The sequence below is a fragment of the Telluria antibiotica genome, from assembly GCF_011682055.1.
Classification (GTDB): domain Bacteria; phylum Pseudomonadota; class Gammaproteobacteria; order Burkholderiales; family Burkholderiaceae_D; genus Telluria; species Telluria antibiotica.
In genome coordinates this window covers 80,608-96,582 of the sequence record NZ_JAAQOM010000001.1, presented here as the reverse complement: position 1 = coordinate 96,582, position 15,975 = coordinate 80,608, and the positions used below count along the sequence as shown (strand labels likewise).

13 protein-coding genes are annotated in these 15,975 nt (G+C 68.4%); 9 read left to right on the top strand and 4 right to left on the bottom strand.

The genetic code is table 11. The features are described 5' to 3' along the window. The first annotated feature begins 161 nt into the window (after positions 1-161). From HAV22_RS00375 to HAV22_RS00355, 5 genes are all read left to right on the top strand, one after another. Positions 162-3,893: a TonB-dependent receptor gene (locus HAV22_RS00375; protein ID WP_166855379.1), complete on the top strand. Its 3,732-nt coding sequence runs from the start codon at positions 162-164 to the stop codon at positions 3,891-3,893. A gap of 2 nt (positions 3,894-3,895) precedes the next feature. Continuing rightward, the gene (locus tag HAV22_RS00370) at positions 3,896-7,204 is read left to right on the top strand and encodes a DUF8487 domain-containing protein (RefSeq protein ID WP_166855377.1); all 3,309 of its coding nucleotides are present in this window, start codon (positions 3,896-3,898) and stop codon (positions 7,202-7,204) included. Positions 7,205-7,304: 100 nt separating this feature from the next. Beyond that, complete coding sequence (locus tag HAV22_RS00365) at positions 7,305-8,342, top strand: family 43 glycosylhydrolase (RefSeq protein WP_166855256.1); 1,038 nt, start codon at positions 7,305-7,307, stop codon at positions 8,340-8,342. Between the two features lie 15 nt (positions 8,343-8,357). Then, on the top strand, positions 8,358-9,380 hold the full coding sequence (locus tag HAV22_RS00360) for a glycoside hydrolase family 43 protein (RefSeq protein WP_208295996.1): 1,023 nt from the start codon (positions 8,358-8,360) through the stop codon (positions 9,378-9,380). A 94-nt stretch (positions 9,381-9,474) separates the two neighbouring features. Next, positions 9,475-9,903, top strand: a complete 429-nt coding sequence (locus HAV22_RS00355) for a hypothetical protein (RefSeq protein ID WP_166855373.1) — start codon at positions 9,475-9,477, stop codon at positions 9,901-9,903. Here the strand turns inward: HAV22_RS00355 and HAV22_RS00350 are convergent, their stop codons facing one another. Continuing rightward, complete coding sequence (locus HAV22_RS00350) at positions 9,904-10,395, bottom strand: phage regulatory CII family protein (protein ID WP_166855371.1); 492 nt, start codon at positions 10,393-10,395, stop codon at positions 9,904-9,906. An 82-nt stretch (positions 10,396-10,477) separates the two neighbouring features. Between HAV22_RS00350 and HAV22_RS00345 the strand changes: the two genes are divergently transcribed. Genes HAV22_RS00345 through HAV22_RS00335 form a run of 3 tightly spaced genes read left to right on the top strand, consistent with a single transcriptional unit; the run spans position 10,478 to position 12,826 of the window. Continuing rightward, positions 10,478-11,230 carry a hypothetical protein gene (locus tag HAV22_RS00345; protein ID WP_166855369.1) on the top strand — a complete coding sequence of 251 codons (753 nt, stop codon included), beginning with the start codon at positions 10,478-10,480 and terminating at the stop codon, positions 11,228-11,230. Between the two features lie 5 nt (positions 11,231-11,235). Then, positions 11,236-12,021, top strand: a complete 786-nt coding sequence (locus HAV22_RS00340) for a hypothetical protein (protein ID WP_166855367.1) — start codon at positions 11,236-11,238, stop codon at positions 12,019-12,021. Between the two features lie 40 nt (positions 12,022-12,061). Beyond that, positions 12,062-12,826 (top strand): hypothetical protein, encoded by a 765-nt coding sequence (locus HAV22_RS00335; protein ID WP_166855365.1) that lies wholly within the window; start codon positions 12,062-12,064, stop codon positions 12,824-12,826. Positions 12,827-12,841: 15 nt separating this feature from the next. On the opposite strand, the gene HAV22_RS00330 is transcribed toward HAV22_RS00335, so the two are convergent. Both HAV22_RS00330 and HAV22_RS00325 read right to left on the bottom strand, forming a co-directional pair. Further along, positions 12,842-13,192, bottom strand: coding sequence for a TfoX/Sxy family protein (locus tag HAV22_RS00330; RefSeq protein ID WP_166855363.1), 351 nt, complete (start codon positions 13,190-13,192; stop codon positions 12,842-12,844). A 66-nt stretch (positions 13,193-13,258) separates the two neighbouring features. Next, positions 13,259-14,137: a PhzF family phenazine biosynthesis protein gene (locus tag HAV22_RS00325; protein WP_166855361.1), complete on the bottom strand. Its 879-nt coding sequence runs from the start codon at positions 14,135-14,137 to the stop codon at positions 13,259-13,261. Positions 14,138-14,369: 232 nt separating this feature from the next. On the opposite strand from HAV22_RS00325, the gene HAV22_RS00320 reads away from it, so the two are divergent. Beyond that, the gene (locus HAV22_RS00320) at positions 14,370-15,578 is read left to right on the top strand and encodes a glycosyltransferase family 9 protein (RefSeq protein WP_229420990.1); all 1,209 of its coding nucleotides are present in this window, start codon (positions 14,370-14,372) and stop codon (positions 15,576-15,578) included. Here the strand turns inward: HAV22_RS00320 and HAV22_RS00315 are convergent. Continuing rightward, complete coding sequence (locus HAV22_RS00315; RefSeq protein ID WP_166855359.1) at positions 15,575-15,955, bottom strand: glyoxalase superfamily protein; 381 nt, start codon at positions 15,953-15,955, stop codon at positions 15,575-15,577. The two genes, HAV22_RS00320 and HAV22_RS00315, sit on opposite strands and share 4 nt — an antisense overlap. Between the last annotated feature and the right edge of the window lie 20 nt (positions 15,956-15,975).

The window sequence follows — 15,975 nt, the reverse complement described above, 5'->3', positions numbered from 1 at the left end:
TTCGATCACGCGGATGAGTATTTCTTGCTGATATATCACCGCCGGCGCGAGCGACCCTACACTGTTTCCAAGTCGAAGCGTCGACGACCGCGGCACAGACCCGGGGCGTCACCATCAAAAAAAGACAGACCGCTCACCACGGTCCACTTGGAGACAGAAAAATGCACGACATCCGCAAGGTCATCCGTCCCACACGCGTCGCCTATGCCGTTTCGCTGGCGCTGGCTTCGCTGGTGGCCAGCCACGCCGCGCTGGCGCAGGACAACCCTCCACCGCAGGAAGCGACGAGCGCGCAGGCGCCCGCGGACGCCACGTCATCGGCCACGTCAGCGGCCACGGGCAGCGCCGCGCCGCAGGGCAACCACGAGGTCGCGAGCGGCATCGCGACGGTCGTCGTGTCGACCCGCAAATCGCAGCAGTCGTCGATCGCCCGCAAGAAGAATGCCGCGACGGCGATCGACTCCATCGTCGCCGAAGACGTGGGCTCGCTGCCCGACCGGAACATCGGCGAGGCGATCTCGCGCATGGCCGGCATCGCGCTCGACCGCGGCGATTTCGGCGAAGGCGTCAGCGTGGCGGTGCGCGGCAACGGTCCGGACCTGACCCGCGTGGAGATCGACGGCCAGGCCGTGCAGTCCGCGAACAGCGTCGGTCCGGGCAGCAGCGGCCGCGGCAACGAATTCCGCCAGCTGTCGGCGGACCTGATCAAGAGCGTGGACATCGTCAAGGGCTCGACGGCCGACATGGTCGAGGGGTCGCTGGGCGGCGGCATCGTCATCAAGACGAGGTCGGGCCTGGACTTCAAGGAGCCGTTCGTCTCCGTGCGGGTGGCCGGCACGACCAACAACTTGAACAAGAAGTGGGAGCCCGACACGAACGTCATCCTGTCGCGCAAATTCCTCGACAACCGCCTCGGCGTCATCCTGAACGCGTCGAAGTCGACGACCGCCAACGAGCAGCACCAGATGCAGGTGGCGACGAGCGCCAACCAGGGCTATCTGCGCGCGATCGACTTCGACAATTCGCCGGAAAAGACGTTCACCTTCAACCCGTCCACGTTGAACATGGCCGACCCGGCGTCGACGACGCCGGCCGGGCCTGCGGTCGGCTCGACGGGCATCTATCCGTACACGAACGGCACCGGCAATTACCTGACCCATACGCCGCTCGAGATCCTGACCACGTCGGCGGCTGCCAAGACCAAGGCCGATTGCTATGCCGCGTTCCCGCAGATCGCGACGACGGATGCGACGTTGAAGAACCTGAGCGCGACGAACCGCACCAATGCCGTCGTCGAGCGGTCGAACGAATTGCTCAGCTGCCTGAACCAGTGGAACGACTACACGCCTTCGTCGATCCGCAACAAGATCCAGACCGAGATCGACCGCCGCCAGGACCTCGACCTGCGCGCCGACTTCAAGGTCAACCGCGACATGACGGTGTACGCGAAAGGCAGTTATTCGCGGCGCCGCACGGAGAACAACACGTCGTTCCTGAGCCTGGGCGGCATGAACGCCAACCTGGCCAAGACCTTCGTCGACACGAACGGCGTGCGCGCCGTCGCCCCGGGCGCCGCCGGCGCCGGTTATTACCTGTACCCGACGACGGCCAGCTTCGTGAGCGGTCAGCCCGCCGCGAAAGGCGCCGTCACCAACATCGATCCGTCCACCGTCACCGTGGACGCCAGCCACCACGTGACGTCGTTCGGCATCAGCGACGGCGCGGCCACCGTCGACCAGATCTACCAGAAGGCCCAGGTCACGACGAAGTATTTCCAGACCGGTGGCGAGTGGAAGCGCGACGGCGTGACGGCCGAGTGGATGGTGGGCGACGCCAAGTCGAGCTACGTGAGCGAGCAGTTCCGCACGACGTTCAGTACCGCCTACGGCCCGGCGCAGCTGTCGGTGACGCCGAACGGCCTGTGGACCTACAACTTCCCGCAGGGCTCGAGCTATGACCTGTACAACGCCGCCAACTACGCACGGCTCGTGCAGCCCGCGGCGTCGGCGGCAGCGGCGGCCGGCAGCACGAACATCCGGGCCGTGCCCGCGTACACGGCCGCCCAGCAGCCGCTGCTGACGTATTCGCAGCCGCAGCTGACGTACACGCCCGTCGTGACGGACACGGAGGAGCGTACCGCGAAGGCCGACTTCGCGTTCCGCACGCCGGAAGCCGTCCCGTTCTTCACGCGCTTCAAGACCGGTTTCAACTTCCGGGATACGCGCTACGACACCCACGGCAACGGCGGCTACCAGGTTAGCAGCAACCCGAACGTGTGGGCGAACACGGCGATCGTCCGGAGCACGCTCACGGGTTGCCAGGACACGCCGGGTTCGCTTGGCGCGGGCGGCAACAAGTGCCAGTACGGCTATGTGCCGAGCATCCGCTACGACAGCCAGAGTTCCGGCACGGTCACGCTGACGCCGCAGCAGTTCCAGGACCTCATCGGCCAGGCGATCGACGGCAACATGACGAAGACGAAGTTCTTCAACGGCGCGAACGGACAATTCGGCGGCGCCGTGACCAACTGGCCGAACATCAATCCGGCGAAGGTGCTGCAGATGGCCGGCATCACGAACGCGAACCTGAACTGCGTCTACAGCTGCAAGGGCACGGACGGCAACACGTACCAGCAGCCACTGACGAAGATGAGCGAGCGCACGGAGGCCCTGTACGTGATGGGCGACTTCAACCTCGACCACGTCCCGTTCACGAGCAGCGCGCTGCCGTTCGGCTGGGACCTCGAAGGCAATATGGGCTACCGCTACGTCCGCACGAAGGTGCACGGTGTCGGCAACATGCAGTTCGAGTCGATCACGCGCACGGCGAGCTTCGACCCCGCGAACCCGAACGCGCCGGCCGGCATCAACGACGTCATCGTGGCGACCAACACGGCCGTCGACGCGACGACGCACGACTTCCTGCCCAGCTATAACCTCGCCATGTGGCTCGTGCCGGACCAGCTGGTGCTGCGCTACAACCGCGCACGCACGGTCGCGCGTCCGCCGGTCACGAGCATGCTACCGTCGGGCCTGTGCCGCTACGACGAGCGCCTTGACGCCGACGGCACGCAGACGTGCACCAGGACGGTCGGCAACCCGGCCCTGCAGGCGCAGAAGAACCTGAACCAGAACTGGAGCGCGGAGTACTACCCCAGCAAGGACACGATGTTTTCGCTGGCCTACTTCAACCAGCGCGGCATCGTCGGCCCGTCGCTCGTGCGCAACGTGACCGGCACCCTGGGCCTGGCCCTCATCGACCCGACGACGGGCAAGAACCTCGCCGACCTGCCGTTCTCGTTCCCGACCTACGAGAACGGCGTGCCGACCACCCGCAAGGGCTGGGAATTCAACACGAAAACGGCATTCACGTTCCTGCCGTGGCGCCTGCGCTACCTCGGATTCGACGGCAACTACACGAAGCTCGCGTCGGTCACGTCGACGCAGAACATCGTCGACCTGTTGACGGGTAACCCGCTTCCGCCGCTGCGCGAATCGAAGTTCCAGTACAACTGGGCGTTCTGGTACGACGACGGCCGCCTGATGGCGCGCGTCGCCGTGCAGGGTGTGTCGAGCTACTTCAACAACCTCGCGGGTTCCAGCGGCACGGCGCCGAACAACTACCCGAACGCGAGCGGTAACCCGCGTCCGCCCGCGTACAACCCGGGCTCGCCGAACTTCCGCGACGCGACCCGCTTCGTGGACGCGAAGATCCAGTACCGCATCACGCCAGAGATCGACGTGTTCATCGAAGGGCGCAACCTGGGCAATGCGGCGACGAGCTCCAGCCAGGGCCAATACGTCCCGTTCTCCAGCGGCGCGCCGAGCGTCCTGGATTACAGCTACGCCGGCCGCCGCATCATGGTGGGCGCGGACTTCCGCTTCGGCGGTTGACGATGGCGCGACCGTTGCTCGTCCGCTGCGCCGGCGCCGTCATGGCGCTGGCCTGCGCGTTGCCGGCCGGTGCCGCCACGACGATGGCATTGGACGGCGACTGGCGCTTCGCCCTCGACCGCGACGACGCGGGCGTGGCCGCGCACTGGGAAGGTCGCGCGCTGCCGGATCGCATCCACGTGCCCGGCATCCTCAACGCACAGGGATACGGCGACGAGATCACGGCGCAGACGCCCTGGGTGCTGTCGCTGTACGACAAGCACTGGAACCTGCGCGACGAGTACCAGGCGTTCACGGCGCCCGGCCACGTGAAGGTGCCGTTCCTGAGCCAGCCGCCGCGCCACTATCTCGGCCCGGCATGGTACCAGCGCGACGTCGAGGTACCACGCGACTGGGCCGGCCGCAGGATCGTGCTGCATCTCGAGCGGCCGCGCTGGGGTTCATCCGCGTGGATCGACGGCCGCGCGCTGGGCACCAACCTGAGCCTCGTCGCGCCGCACGACTACGACCTCGGTCCGCTCGCGCCGGGCCGGCATCGCGTGACGGTGCGCGTCGATTCGCGCGTGCTGATGGCCTACCGGCCCGATTCGCACAGTGTCTCGGACTCGCTCGGGATGAGCTGGAACGGCATCGTCGGCGCCGTCGAGCTGCGCGCGACGTCGCCCGTGTACATCGACGATGCGCAAGTGTTCCCGGACGTGGCGGACCGCAGTGTCCTCGTGAAGGTCGCCATCGGCAACGGCGGCGGCAAGGCGGGGCAGGGGACGATCGCCGCGAACGGCCGGCGCTTTCCCGTGCGCTGGAGCGCGCAGGGCGGCAGTGCCGAGATCCGCGTCGCGTATCCGAAGGACGCGCCGACGTGGGACGAGTGGCATCCCGTGCTGCAGTCGCTGAAGCTGCGCCTGGCCGGCCCCGGCGCCGACGATGCGCGCGACGTGTCGTTCGGCTTCGTGCAGGTGGCGGCGCGCGGCACGGACATCCTCGTCAACGGCCGTCCCGTGTTCCTGCGCGGGACGCACCACGGCGGCGACTTCCCGCTGACCGGCTACCCGCCGACGGACGTCGGGTACTGGAAGAAGATCTTCGCCGTCAACAAGGCATGGGGCATCAACCACGTGCGCTTCCACTCGTTCACGCCGCCGGAAGCGGCATTCCAGGCCGCGGACGAAGTGGGGATTTACCTGCAGCCGGAACCGGGCATGTGGAACCGGTTCGAGCCCGGTTCGCCCATTTCCGCGATGCTGACCGAGGAAACGGAGCGCCTGATCCGCGCCTACGGCAACCACCCGTCGTTCCTGCTGCTCAGTCCCAGCAACGAGCCGTCCGGCCGGTGGAAAGAGGTGTTCGCGCAATGGCGCGCGCGCTTCCGCGCAGAGGACCCGCGCCGCCTGTACACGAACGGCACGGGCCACACGGAACCCGCCGTGCCGGACCTGGACCAGGACACGGACTACCTGGCCGTGCAGCGCATCGGCCCCAAGCCGCTGCGCAACAAGACGGGCTGGTTCGGGCGCGATTACGCGGCATCGCTCGAAGGCATCCGCGTGCCCGTGCTCGCGCACGAGATGGGCCAGTGGGTCGCCTACCCGGACTTTACGATCATCGACAAGTTCAAAGGCTATCTGCGACCGGGTAATTACGAGATCTTCCGCGAGTCCGCGCGCCGCCACGGCATCCTCGATCGCGACCACGACTTCGCGCTGGCGTCCGGCCGCTGGCAGCTGGCGTGCTACAAGGAAGAGATCGAGGCCGCGCTGCGCACGCGCGGCATGAGCGGCTATCAACTGCTGGACCTGCACGACTACCTGGGCCAGGGCACGGCGCTCGTCGGCCTGCTCGACACGTTCTGGGAACCGAAGGGTTATGCGACGCCGGACGCGTTCCGCCGCTTCAACGGCGAGACGGTGCCGCTGGCCCGCCTCACGCGCACCGTGCTCACGACGCGCGACGCGTTCGATGTCCCCGTCGAGATCGCGCACTACGGCGAAAAGCCGCTGCCCGGCGCGCGGCCGTGGTGGCGCATCGAGGACGATGCCGGGCATGCCGTCGTCGACGGGCGGTTCGAGGCGCTCGCCATCCCGATCGGCAAGAACATCCCGCTGGGCCGCGTGACGGCGGACCTCGCCCGGCTGCCGGCGCCCGCGCATTACAAGCTCGTCGTGGGCCTGGACGGGACGGCGGTCGCGAACGACTGGAACTTCTGGCTGTATCCGGCCGCTGTGGACGGGACCGTGCCGGACGGCGTGCTCGTCACGCATGCGTGGGCCGAGGCGGAGCGCCGCCTGGCCGACGGCGGCAAGGTGCTGTACCTGCCGCGCAAGGCGGACCTGGACTGGACGTCGCCGCCGCTCGCCGACGTGCCCGTGTTCTGGAACCGCTCGATGAACCCGGCCTGGAGCCGCATGCTGGGCCTGTGGGTCGATCGCGCGCATCCGGCGCTGGCCGGTTTCCCCACGGCCGACCACATGGATTGGCAGTGGAGCGAGCTGGTGTCCGGCGCCCGCGCGTTCAACCTCGAGCGCCTGCCGGCTGCCCTGAAACCCATCGTGCAGCCGATCGACGACTGGAACCGCAACTACCGGCTGGGTGCCGTGTTCGAGGCCAACGTGGGACGGGGCCGCCTCGTCGTGTCGACGTTCGACCTGGAGAGCCGCCTGGATGAGCGCCCGGCCGCGCGCCAGCTGCGCCGCTCGTTGCTCGACTATATGGCGAGCGCCCGCTTCCGGCCTGCGGCGGACATCGACCCTGCTGCTTTGCGCGCGAGCCTGTTCGACACGCGCGTGATGAAGAAGCTGGGCGCGGCGGCCAGCGGCTGGCCCGGTGCGGCGAACGTCGTCGACGGCGATCCGAACACGTACGCCCTCGTGGCCGTGAAAGGCGATGCGCCGCGGCCGCAGCCGCCGCTGACGATCGCGTTCGCGCACGCCGTGCCGTTCGACGGCCTCGCGCTGATGCCCCGCCAGAACCATCGCGACCACGAAGGCGACGTGCACGAATGGCGGATCGAGGCGAGCGACGATGGCGAGCACTGGCGCGACGTGGCGCGGCCCGTGCTGGGCTCCACGTTCGATCCGCAGACGGTGCGCTTCGACGCTACGGTGACGGCGCGCGCACTGCGCCTGACGCCATTGTCCGGCTTCGGCGCCGACCGCGCGAGCGCGCTGGCCGACGTCGCGGTGCTGTATGCGGGTCCCGCGCTGCCGGACGAGGCGGGAGAACTGGAATACCAGCGCTCGCGCTCCACGTCGGCCGACGTCGACGAGGCGGGCATGGACGACGGACCGCGGCGCCGCCGCAAGCCCGTGCAATAATCGTATCGGTCGCGCGAAAAATGTCATTGGTCGGCGCCCGCGCCGAGGGCTATCATCGCGGCGAATCGAGCGGTCCCGAGCCGCCATCAAAGGAGACGATTTGCTGTCCACATTCAGGCCGTACGCGGCCCTGTCCGCGGTGCTGGTGGCGCTCGCCGGCTGCGCGGCCGTGCCGGCGGTACCGCCTGCCGGCGCCGTCGCCGCGAAGCCCCTGTTCCGCGACCCCGTGTACGACGGCGCCGCCGATCCCACGCTCGTGTGGAACCAGGCGCGCGGGCGCTGGTGGATGTTCTACACGAACCGCCGCGCGACGGCGGCCGGCCTGCCCGGCGTGACGTGGGTGCACGGCACACGGATCGGTATCGCGGAATCGCCCGACGGCGGCGCGCACTGGACCTATGTGGGCACCGCGGACATCGAGCTGCCGCCCGATCTCGGCGGCGCCGGCACGACGCACTGGGCGCCGGACGTCGTGCGTGCCGGCGACGGCACCTATCACATGTTCGTCACCGTCGTGCCGGGCGTGTTCGAGGACTGGGGGCACCCGCGCGTGATCGTCCACCTGACGAGCACCGACCTGCGCACGTGGCGCCATCCCGCCGTCGTGCCGCTGGCGAATGACAAGGTCATCGACCCGTCGCTGGCCCGGCTGCCGGACGGCTCCTGGCGCATGTGGTACAACAACGAGCGCGATCACAAGAATACGTACTACGCCGACAGCCCCGACCTCGAGCACTGGACGGACCGCGGGCGCGCCGTCGCCCAGCGCGGCGAAGGGCCGAAGGTGTTCCGCTGGCATGGTGCGTGGTGGATGATCGTCGACCTGTGGCATGGCCTCGGCGTGTTCCGCTCCGACGATGCGCTCACGTGGCGCAAGCAGGACGCTACCTTGCTGGAACAGCCGGGGCAAGGGCCGGACGACGGCGTGATGGGCGGGCACGCGGACGTCGTCGTCAGCGGCGAGCGTGCCTATCTCTTTTATTTCGTGCACCCCGGCAGGCGCGGGCCGGATGCGAAGGCGGACGGCGTCGAACAGCGCCGCAGCCTGATCCAGGTGACCGAATTGCTCGACGACGGCGGTATCATTCGTACGGACCGCGACGCGCCCGTGCGCATCCGGCTCGATCCGCCAGGCTAACCAATGGGAGTGTCGATGTTTCGCTTGACCGTACGCGCCTTGCCGGCGCTGGCCTTGTGCCTTGCCGCCGCGTGCGCGCCCGCGCGCGCCGCCGAACCCGTGTTCCACAATCCGCTCGTGCAGCAGCGCGCCGACCCGCAGGTGAGCCTGCAGCCGGACGGCTGGTATTACTTCACGGCGACCGTGCCCGAATACGACCGCATCGAAATCCGCCGCGCCCGTTCGCTCGACGACCTGGGCGCGGCGCCCGCCAGGACCGTGTGGCGCAAGCACGCGACGGGCGTGATGGGCGCGCACATCTGGGCGCCGGAGATGCACCGCATCGGCGGCAAGTGGTATATCTACTTCACGGCGGGCAGCGCCGAGCACCCGTGGGAGATCCGCCTGTATGCGCTTGAGAACGCGTCCTTTGACCCGTTCCAGGGCGAGTGGGTCGAGCGCGGCCAGATCAAGACGGGCTGGGAATCGTTCTCGCTGGACGCCACGACGTTCGAGCACCGCGGCCAGCGCTACCTCGTGTGGACGCAGACGGCGCCCGACGGCAGCAAGGGCACCAACATCTACCTGGCGAAGATGGACACGCCCGTGTCGATCACGGGGCCGGCCGTGCTGCTGTCGAAGCCCGAGTATGCTTGGGAAAAGGTGAAGTTCGACGTGGACGAGGGTCCCGCCGTGCTGGTGAGCCACGGCCGCGTGTTCGTCACGTTCTCCGCGAGCGCCACGGACGCGAACTACTGCCTCGGCATGGTCAGCGCGCCGGCGGACGCCGACCTGCTCGACCCGAAATCGTGGACGAAGCTGGCGCAGCCCGTGTTCCGCAGCAGCGAGAAGAACGGCCAGTGGGGCCCGGGCCACAACGCGTTCACGACGACGCCGGACGGCAAGACCGACATCCTCGTCTACCACGCGCGCAACTACCGCGAGATCCAGGGCGACTCGCTGCACGACCCGAACCGCCACACGCGCGCCCAGGTCATCCACTGGCGCGCGGACGGCATGCCCGATTTCGGCGAACCCGTGGCGGACCTGCCGCGGTAAAACGGCCGTTGCTTCACCGTCCGCGCCAGTAGCGGGGCCGCGGCCAACTCTGGTATTGTTGTCGCCGTCATAACAATATCCGGTGGAGGACGCGATGAACGGAGCGGGCGGTACGAACGGAGGCATTGGCCAGTTTTTCCTTGGCCTCGTCATGATGTGCGGCGGGTTTTATCTGCTGCTGGAGAGCGTCGTCGTGAGTTCCGGGTTCGGCCTCGGCACACGGCTGTTCGGCGTCGGCGGCTACGGCATCAGGGGCGGCATCGTGCTGATCCCCCTCGTGATCGGCATCGCCATCATCTTCTACGACGCGAAGAGCGCCATCGGCTGGCTGCTTTCGATCTGCGCGTTCGCGGCGCTCGTGTTCGGGGTGATCGCGTCCGTGAACCTGTCGCTGCGGACGATGTCGGCGTTTGAACTCATCTGCATCCTCGCGCTGGCGTTCGGCGGCCTCGGGCTGTTCCTGCGTTCGCTGCGCAGCGCCGCGCGCGACGAAGAGGCGGCCGCGCGCCGCCTGCGCTCCTGATCAGCGGAGTCCCGCTTCGCCGTCCTGGCGCAGGCGCGCGCGCCAGGCGCCGAGGGCGGACAGCGCGGCATGGAACTTCTTCTCGATCAGGTCGGCCTCGACCGAGGTGACGACGCCGTCGAGCAGGGCGGTCGACACGGCTTCCGCGACGGCGCCCACGTCGCTCATCACGCGGCACACGGTCTGCGACAGGTCGTCCTGGCGCGCCGCCTCGGGCTGCGGCACGACGAACGCCGCCATCCCGTGCCGGACGAGCAGCGCATGCAGCGGCAGGTGCGCATCCGTGACGCCCGCCTTGTGGCAGCACTCGACGATCAGCGAAACCTCCTCGAACGACGGATAGTGCGATGCGATCGTGGGGGACAGTTTGTTGCGCAGCACGTTGGCCGACATGCCCAGCGCGCGCGCCAGGGCGTCGATGCCGCCGGGGTATTTGCGCGCCACCGTGTACAGGGCATCGTGCTGGTTCATGTCGAGGTAACGTCGGGTCATGGTAATCCTTTGCTAATTTTACCGGTGCGTGTCAACATGCCGGTCGTTATCCTGATTTTAACTTTTGATCGCACACCTGACCATGTTGAAGACTTATCAAGTCGCCCTCGTGCTGTCGCTGCTGGTGCCGCTGGCGCATGCCGTCGACGCCAAGCCGTCGTCGAGCGGCTTCAAGAGCGGGTTCTCGTCGCAACGCTCGTCGTCGGCGCCGCATACATCGTCCACGCCGGCCAAGAGCGGCGGCTTCGGCTCGTTCGGCAAGCGCGCCGCGCCGTCCGATGCGACCGCACCTGCGGCCAAGCCGTCCGGCGGCTTCGGCTCGTTCGGCGGCGGCCAGGCGGCCCCGCAGAAATCGGACTCCGCGCTGTCGCAAAAGCTGAACAAGAACGCGTCCGAGGCGAACGCGCTGCGCACCCTGGACGCGCGCCGGCAGGCGCAGGCCGACTCGGCGCGCGACACGCGGCCCGTGCCTGGCTACGAACAGGGCGCATCTAGCCAGCCTGCGCCCACGTACGCGCCGCCGCCCCAGCAGCAGGCGCCCGTGGTCGTGCGCCAGGACAGCGGCCTCGGTCACGTGCTGGCGGGCGCCATGATCGCGAACGCGGCGCGCGGCGCGCATGCGAGCAACAACGGGTACCCGGGCGCGTATCCGTCCTCGGGTGGCGGCGGCGTGACGGCGCCCGCGCGCGGCGGGGGCACGTCGTTCATCGGCCTGTTCTTCACGTTGTGCGTGCTGGTGGCCATCGCCTGGGGCGTGTACTTCATGTGGCGGCGCGTGCAGCGTGCCCGCGCCGCGAACGCGAAGAAACAGAATTATTCGTTCGAAAGGAATTGACGAGAATGGCCTGGAAGGATGTCTTCAGCTATGTGCGGGCGGTCGCCGCCGCCAAGGGCGTGACGCAGCGCGACGCCCACGCGGACGACGCGCTGCCGATGGGCGCGCGCATCGGCAGCGTCGTGCAGATGCAGTGCTCTCCGGTGATCCGTGCGCAGGCGAACGGTTCGATGATCGCCATGCCGGAGGCGGGTGACACGCGCATCCTCGCGGTGTCGCAGGTGAAGCTCGAGCCGGACACGGAACTGTACCGCCTCTACCTCGACAAGGGCGACGCGGACGCGAAGGAAAAATTCCTGCAGGTGTTCTGCGGCGACGACGGCAAGGTGGCGGAAGTTTTGTATTGCACGCAGCTGGCGCGCATCATCCCCGAGACGGCCGACGACCAGGACGCGTACACGGGCGCCGCCGGCTACGGGCTGGGCGACGCGGGCTACACGCTGTGGCGCGAACAACTGGCCGACACGCTCGATGACGCCAGCCTCGCCACGGTGTTCGGCAGCGCCGACCGCGTCGAGTACGCGCGCGACGCGGGCGCGCCCGACGCGCAGTTCGTGACGCCGTTCCACGGCCGCGAGACGCGCATCGACGACGCGGAAGGGGTGCACGGCCTGCGCCAGGAAATGTACTTCATGCCGTACGTGCGCAAGCTGGCGGACGGCAGCCGTGAATACCTCCTCATCACGACTGAGATCGTGGAGAGCGTCGACGGCGACGCGAGCAAGCGGGGGATCCACGTCGATTTCGTGATCGGCATCCCGCTGGAGCAGGAACGCATCGTCATTCAGTAAATAAGCTAAACCGTTTTCTTCACCGACGAAAGGAACAACAATGAGCAACGCTAGTGGATGGGGCCTGACCGCACGGCTGGTCACGAAGCATTTCGGCGCACTGGGCAACCGCATCGCGGAAACCATCGCCAACTTCGACCCCGAGACCGCGACCGAGGCCGACCGCGACCGCCTCGTCGCCACCTTGCGCGAAACGGCGCAACTGCTGGCCACGTCGCGCGCGTCGTTCGACAAGGAACACGGCGACGTCGTCAACCTGCAGACCCTGATCGCCAACGACGAGCGCGCGGCGGAGAAGCTGGCCGAACGCCTGGCGTCCGGCTCGATCTCGGAAGCGACCGTCACCATGTTCTGCGACGAGCTGGAAGCGAACAAGGCGCGCCTGCCGCAGGAAATCCAGGAAGAGGCGGACGCGAAGGCCTACATGGACGAGCTGCAGAAGATCGTCGACGCGCTGAGCAAGCAGCTGGCGGAATTCGACGCGCAAGCGAAGAAGGCGATGCAGGCGCTGGCCGCGGCGAAGGCGCAGAAGGAGCTGCAGGAACTGCGCATCGAAAGGCAGGAACAGCTGGCGGGCCTGTCCAGCATGCACGGCAGCTCGACGGCGCTGTCCGCGCTGACGCGCCGCGCCCAGTCCGTGACGAACGAGGCGTCGGGCCTGCGCATCGTCGCCGACATCGGCCAGAAGCCGCTGGACCAGCAGGCGGAACTCGATGCGATCCGCAAGTCCGTGAGCCAGCCGGAGACGGCCGGCGAGAGCGCGCTGGAGCGCCTGAAGCGCCTGTCGGGCAAGACGGCCGCCTGACGCGGCGGCGTCAAGTCAGCCGGCCGGCCGCTTCGTGCCCGCGGCGGCCGGCTTCTTCGGCTTCGGCGGCGGCATCAGCGCCGCCGTCTCGAGCAGCAGCCGACGCAGGGCGTCCGGCTCGTCGAGCAATTCGTCGGCGACCGGATAATCCTTCGCGCCGGGATACGGCGGGCCTTGCGGCAGGTCGGGCGCGAGCCGCGCGGCCGCGTCCGACGGCTTCACGAACAGGCTGCCGTCGCAGGCGAAGGCGACCACCTTGTCGTCCACGTACAGCGCGTATTCGCCGAACATCTTCCGGTGCGTCAGCCGCGCACCCAATCCCACCACTTCCGCGACGTAGTCGATGAAACTGCGTTCCGTTGCCATGCTCGTTTTCCCTTGCCGTGATCGAGCCGCCAGCGTAGCGGGAACGCGGCGCGCGGGCAAGGGTGATCAGAACGCGAGGTGCCCGTCGACGCAGGTGACGGCATTGCCGCCGACGCGGATCACTGCCGCATCGATCGACAGTTTCAGGAAGCCGGCGCGACCCAGCGCGGCGCCCTGGCTTGCGATGTAGTCCCTGCCGAACGTGTCGAGCTGGCCCGTGTGGCGCAAGTAGGCCGCCACGGCGCCGTTGCCGCTGCCGCACACGGGGTCCTCGGCAATGCCGTGCGCTGGCGCGAACGCGCGCACTTCGATGCGCGCCTTGCTGCCCGCAGCGTGCGGGCCGAACACGAGCACGCCCGTGTGACCATCCCGCAGATCGTTCGCCTTCATGCGCTGCAGGTCGGGCGCGGCCGCGAGCACGGCCGTCGCGTCCGGCAGTTGCGCGACGACCCAGCGCGGGCCCGCGTCGACGAGGCACGGCTGCGCGCCCGGCGCCAGCGGCGTGCCGAGCATGTGCGCGAGGTCGTCGGCATGGGCCGCGTCGAGCGGCGTGATCGCGGGGGGCGGCAGGTCGAACGACAGCCAGCGCGCGCCGTCGTCCGCATGGCGCACGGCCAGCGCCACGCGTCCCGCCGCGCATTCCTGGACGAGCGCACCGTCCCGCGGCGCGATCCTGCCCGCTTCCAGCAGCGCGTGCGCCGTGCCGATCGTCGGGTGGCCCGCGAACGGCAGTTCGGCGCCCGGCGTGAAGATGCGCACGCGGTAGTCCACGCCAGGCTGCGTGGCGCGCAGCACGAACGTCGTTTCCGACAGATTCGTCCAGTTGGCGATGCGCTGCATCTGCGCGGTCGAGAGGTCGTCGGCGTCGAAGACGACGGCGAGGGGGTTGCCCATGAACGGGACGGCGGTGAACACGTCGACGGTCTTGAAAGGAAGGTGTGCCATGCGGGACTCGCGTTGTTGTGATGGGACGAGTCTATGCGCGGCCGGCAAGCGCGGACAGGCACAGTCGGCGGAATCCGACCGGCACTGTATCGGCCCTTTGTCGCGCGGTGTACCGGTAAGGAAGTGTTAAGAAGTATTAAAAAGTGTACAGATTGGCCCTCCTGTCGGCCTTACTGTGCATAATCGCGTTACGTAATCGATAACCTTGCAATCACTCGGACGGAAAAGGACGATGGAAAACACAGCGCGCGCACGCGCCGCAACGATGCCGGTACGCGCCACGCGGCCGGCTCCCGCCATGCCGCAAGGCGCGCCCCTCGTGCCTCCCGCCGTACTGGCGCGGGCCGACCGCATCCTGCTCGTCACGCACCTCGCCATCGGCGACTTCACCTACCTGCAGGCCTGCCTGCGCGCGTTCTCGCGCGCTCACCCGCACACGCGCATCCATTTGTGGGTCGACGAGCGCCGGCGCACGGCCGATCCGGAGGCCTGGCCGCATCTGCGCAAGTACGCGCTGTACGACTGGCTCGCGGCCTGTCCGTGGATCGACAAGGTGTACGACAGCACGTACAGCCCCGCCTTGCTGGCGCAGTCGATCGACGAGGCGCGCGCGGCCCGCTACCCCGTCGTCGCATCGCTGGCCGTCGTCGACTGCCACCGCTACGCACACCTGGCGCGCCGCATCAGCCCCGACGGTTTCGTCGTGGGCCTCACGAAGCCCGCCGAGCGGCTGCTGCACATGGTGTCGCGCTGGTCGGGCTACCGCAAGCTCGATGCCGCGCTGGCCGTGTACCGGCCGGAGGATTGCGCGCACCAGCACATCAGCGACATCTACGCGGGCTGGTTCGCCCGCTGCTTCGGCGTGGACGTGCCGCCCGCCGCCCGCCTGCCGCAGCTGGACGTGCCGGAGCGGTGGGCGCAGGCGGCGCAGGCACAGTTCGCAACCTGGGGCTTCGCGCCGGGGCAGAGCGTCGTATTCGTGAACGCGTATTCGAAATCGCCGGACCGCACGTGGCCCCTCGAGCGCGTGGCCGCGCTCGCGCGCGCGCTGCGCGAGCGGGCCGAATGGCGCGATGCCGGTGTCGTCGTCAACGTCGTGCCGGAAGCGCTGGACGACGCGCGCCGCGTGCTGGAGCGGCGCGCCGACCCCGCGCTGGCGCACGTGCGCCTGTTCAGCGCGGAAGAGCATTTCTTCCAGCTGCCGGCCGTGATGGCGTTGTGCCGCCTGGTGATCTCGGTGGAGACGGCCGTGATGCATCTGGCGAACGCCGTCGGCGTGCCCGTCGTGGCGCTCATGCGCCGCAATCACCCGGAGTGGGCGCCGATCGACCGCGAACGCAGCACCGTGCTCATGGTGCCGGCGCTCGACGACTGGGTGACGCGGATCAGCGTGGACGACGTGCTCGCCGTGCTGGACGGCACGCGCCAACCGCCCCGTTAAGCCTGCGGCGGAATCGGTTCCTCGAACGATAGGCGGTTCGAGGACGGATCGCGGATCGTCATCTCGCGCGTCCCCCACGGCATCGTCTGGATGCCGGGCCGCGCGTACTTGAATTCCTTGGCCAGCAAGGTGGCGTGGTAGGCGTCGAGGTCGTGCACGGCGATCCGGATCGACGCGCCCGGGCTGCCGTCGCCGTAGTGCTCGGACAGGTGCAGCACGCATTCGCCCAGCGATACCTGCATGTAGACGGGGAAGTCGCCACCTTCGAAGCGGTGCTCCCAGTCGACCTTGAAGCCGAGGAAGTCGACGTAGAATTCGCGGGCCTTCGCCTCGTCGAAGATGCGCAGGATGGGGGTGACGCGGGACAGGGTGTACATGATGCCTCCTTGCTCGATTC

Coding starts and splice junctions, on each gene's coding strand:
- HAV22_RS00375 (WP_166855379.1), top strand. CDS start 162: ATGCACGACATCCGCAAGGTCATCCGTCCCACACGCGTCGCCTATGCC.
- HAV22_RS00370 (WP_166855377.1), top strand. CDS start 3,896: ATGGCGCGACCGTTGCTCGTCCGCTGCGCCGGCGCCGTCATGGCGCTG.
- HAV22_RS00360 (WP_208295996.1), top strand. CDS start 8,358: ATGTTTCGCTTGACCGTACGCGCCTTGCCGGCGCTGGCCTTGTGCCTT.
- HAV22_RS00355 (WP_166855373.1), top strand. CDS start 9,475: ATGAACGGAGCGGGCGGTACGAACGGAGGCATTGGCCAGTTTTTCCTT.
- HAV22_RS00350 (WP_166855371.1), bottom strand. CDS start 10,395: ATGACCCGACGTTACCTCGACATGAACCAGCACGATGCCCTGTACACG.
- HAV22_RS00345 (WP_166855369.1), top strand. CDS start 10,478: ATGTTGAAGACTTATCAAGTCGCCCTCGTGCTGTCGCTGCTGGTGCCG.
- HAV22_RS00340 (WP_166855367.1), top strand. CDS start 11,236: ATGGCCTGGAAGGATGTCTTCAGCTATGTGCGGGCGGTCGCCGCCGCC.
- HAV22_RS00335 (WP_166855365.1), top strand. CDS start 12,062: ATGAGCAACGCTAGTGGATGGGGCCTGACCGCACGGCTGGTCACGAAG.
- HAV22_RS00330 (WP_166855363.1), bottom strand. CDS start 13,192: ATGGCAACGGAACGCAGTTTCATCGACTACGTCGCGGAAGTGGTGGGA.
- HAV22_RS00325 (WP_166855361.1), bottom strand. CDS start 14,137: ATGGCACACCTTCCTTTCAAGACCGTCGACGTGTTCACCGCCGTCCCG.
- HAV22_RS00320 (WP_229420990.1), top strand. CDS start 14,370: ATGGAAAACACAGCGCGCGCACGCGCCGCAACGATGCCGGTACGCGCC.
- HAV22_RS00315 (WP_166855359.1), bottom strand. CDS start 15,955: ATGTACACCCTGTCCCGCGTCACCCCCATCCTGCGCATCTTCGACGAG.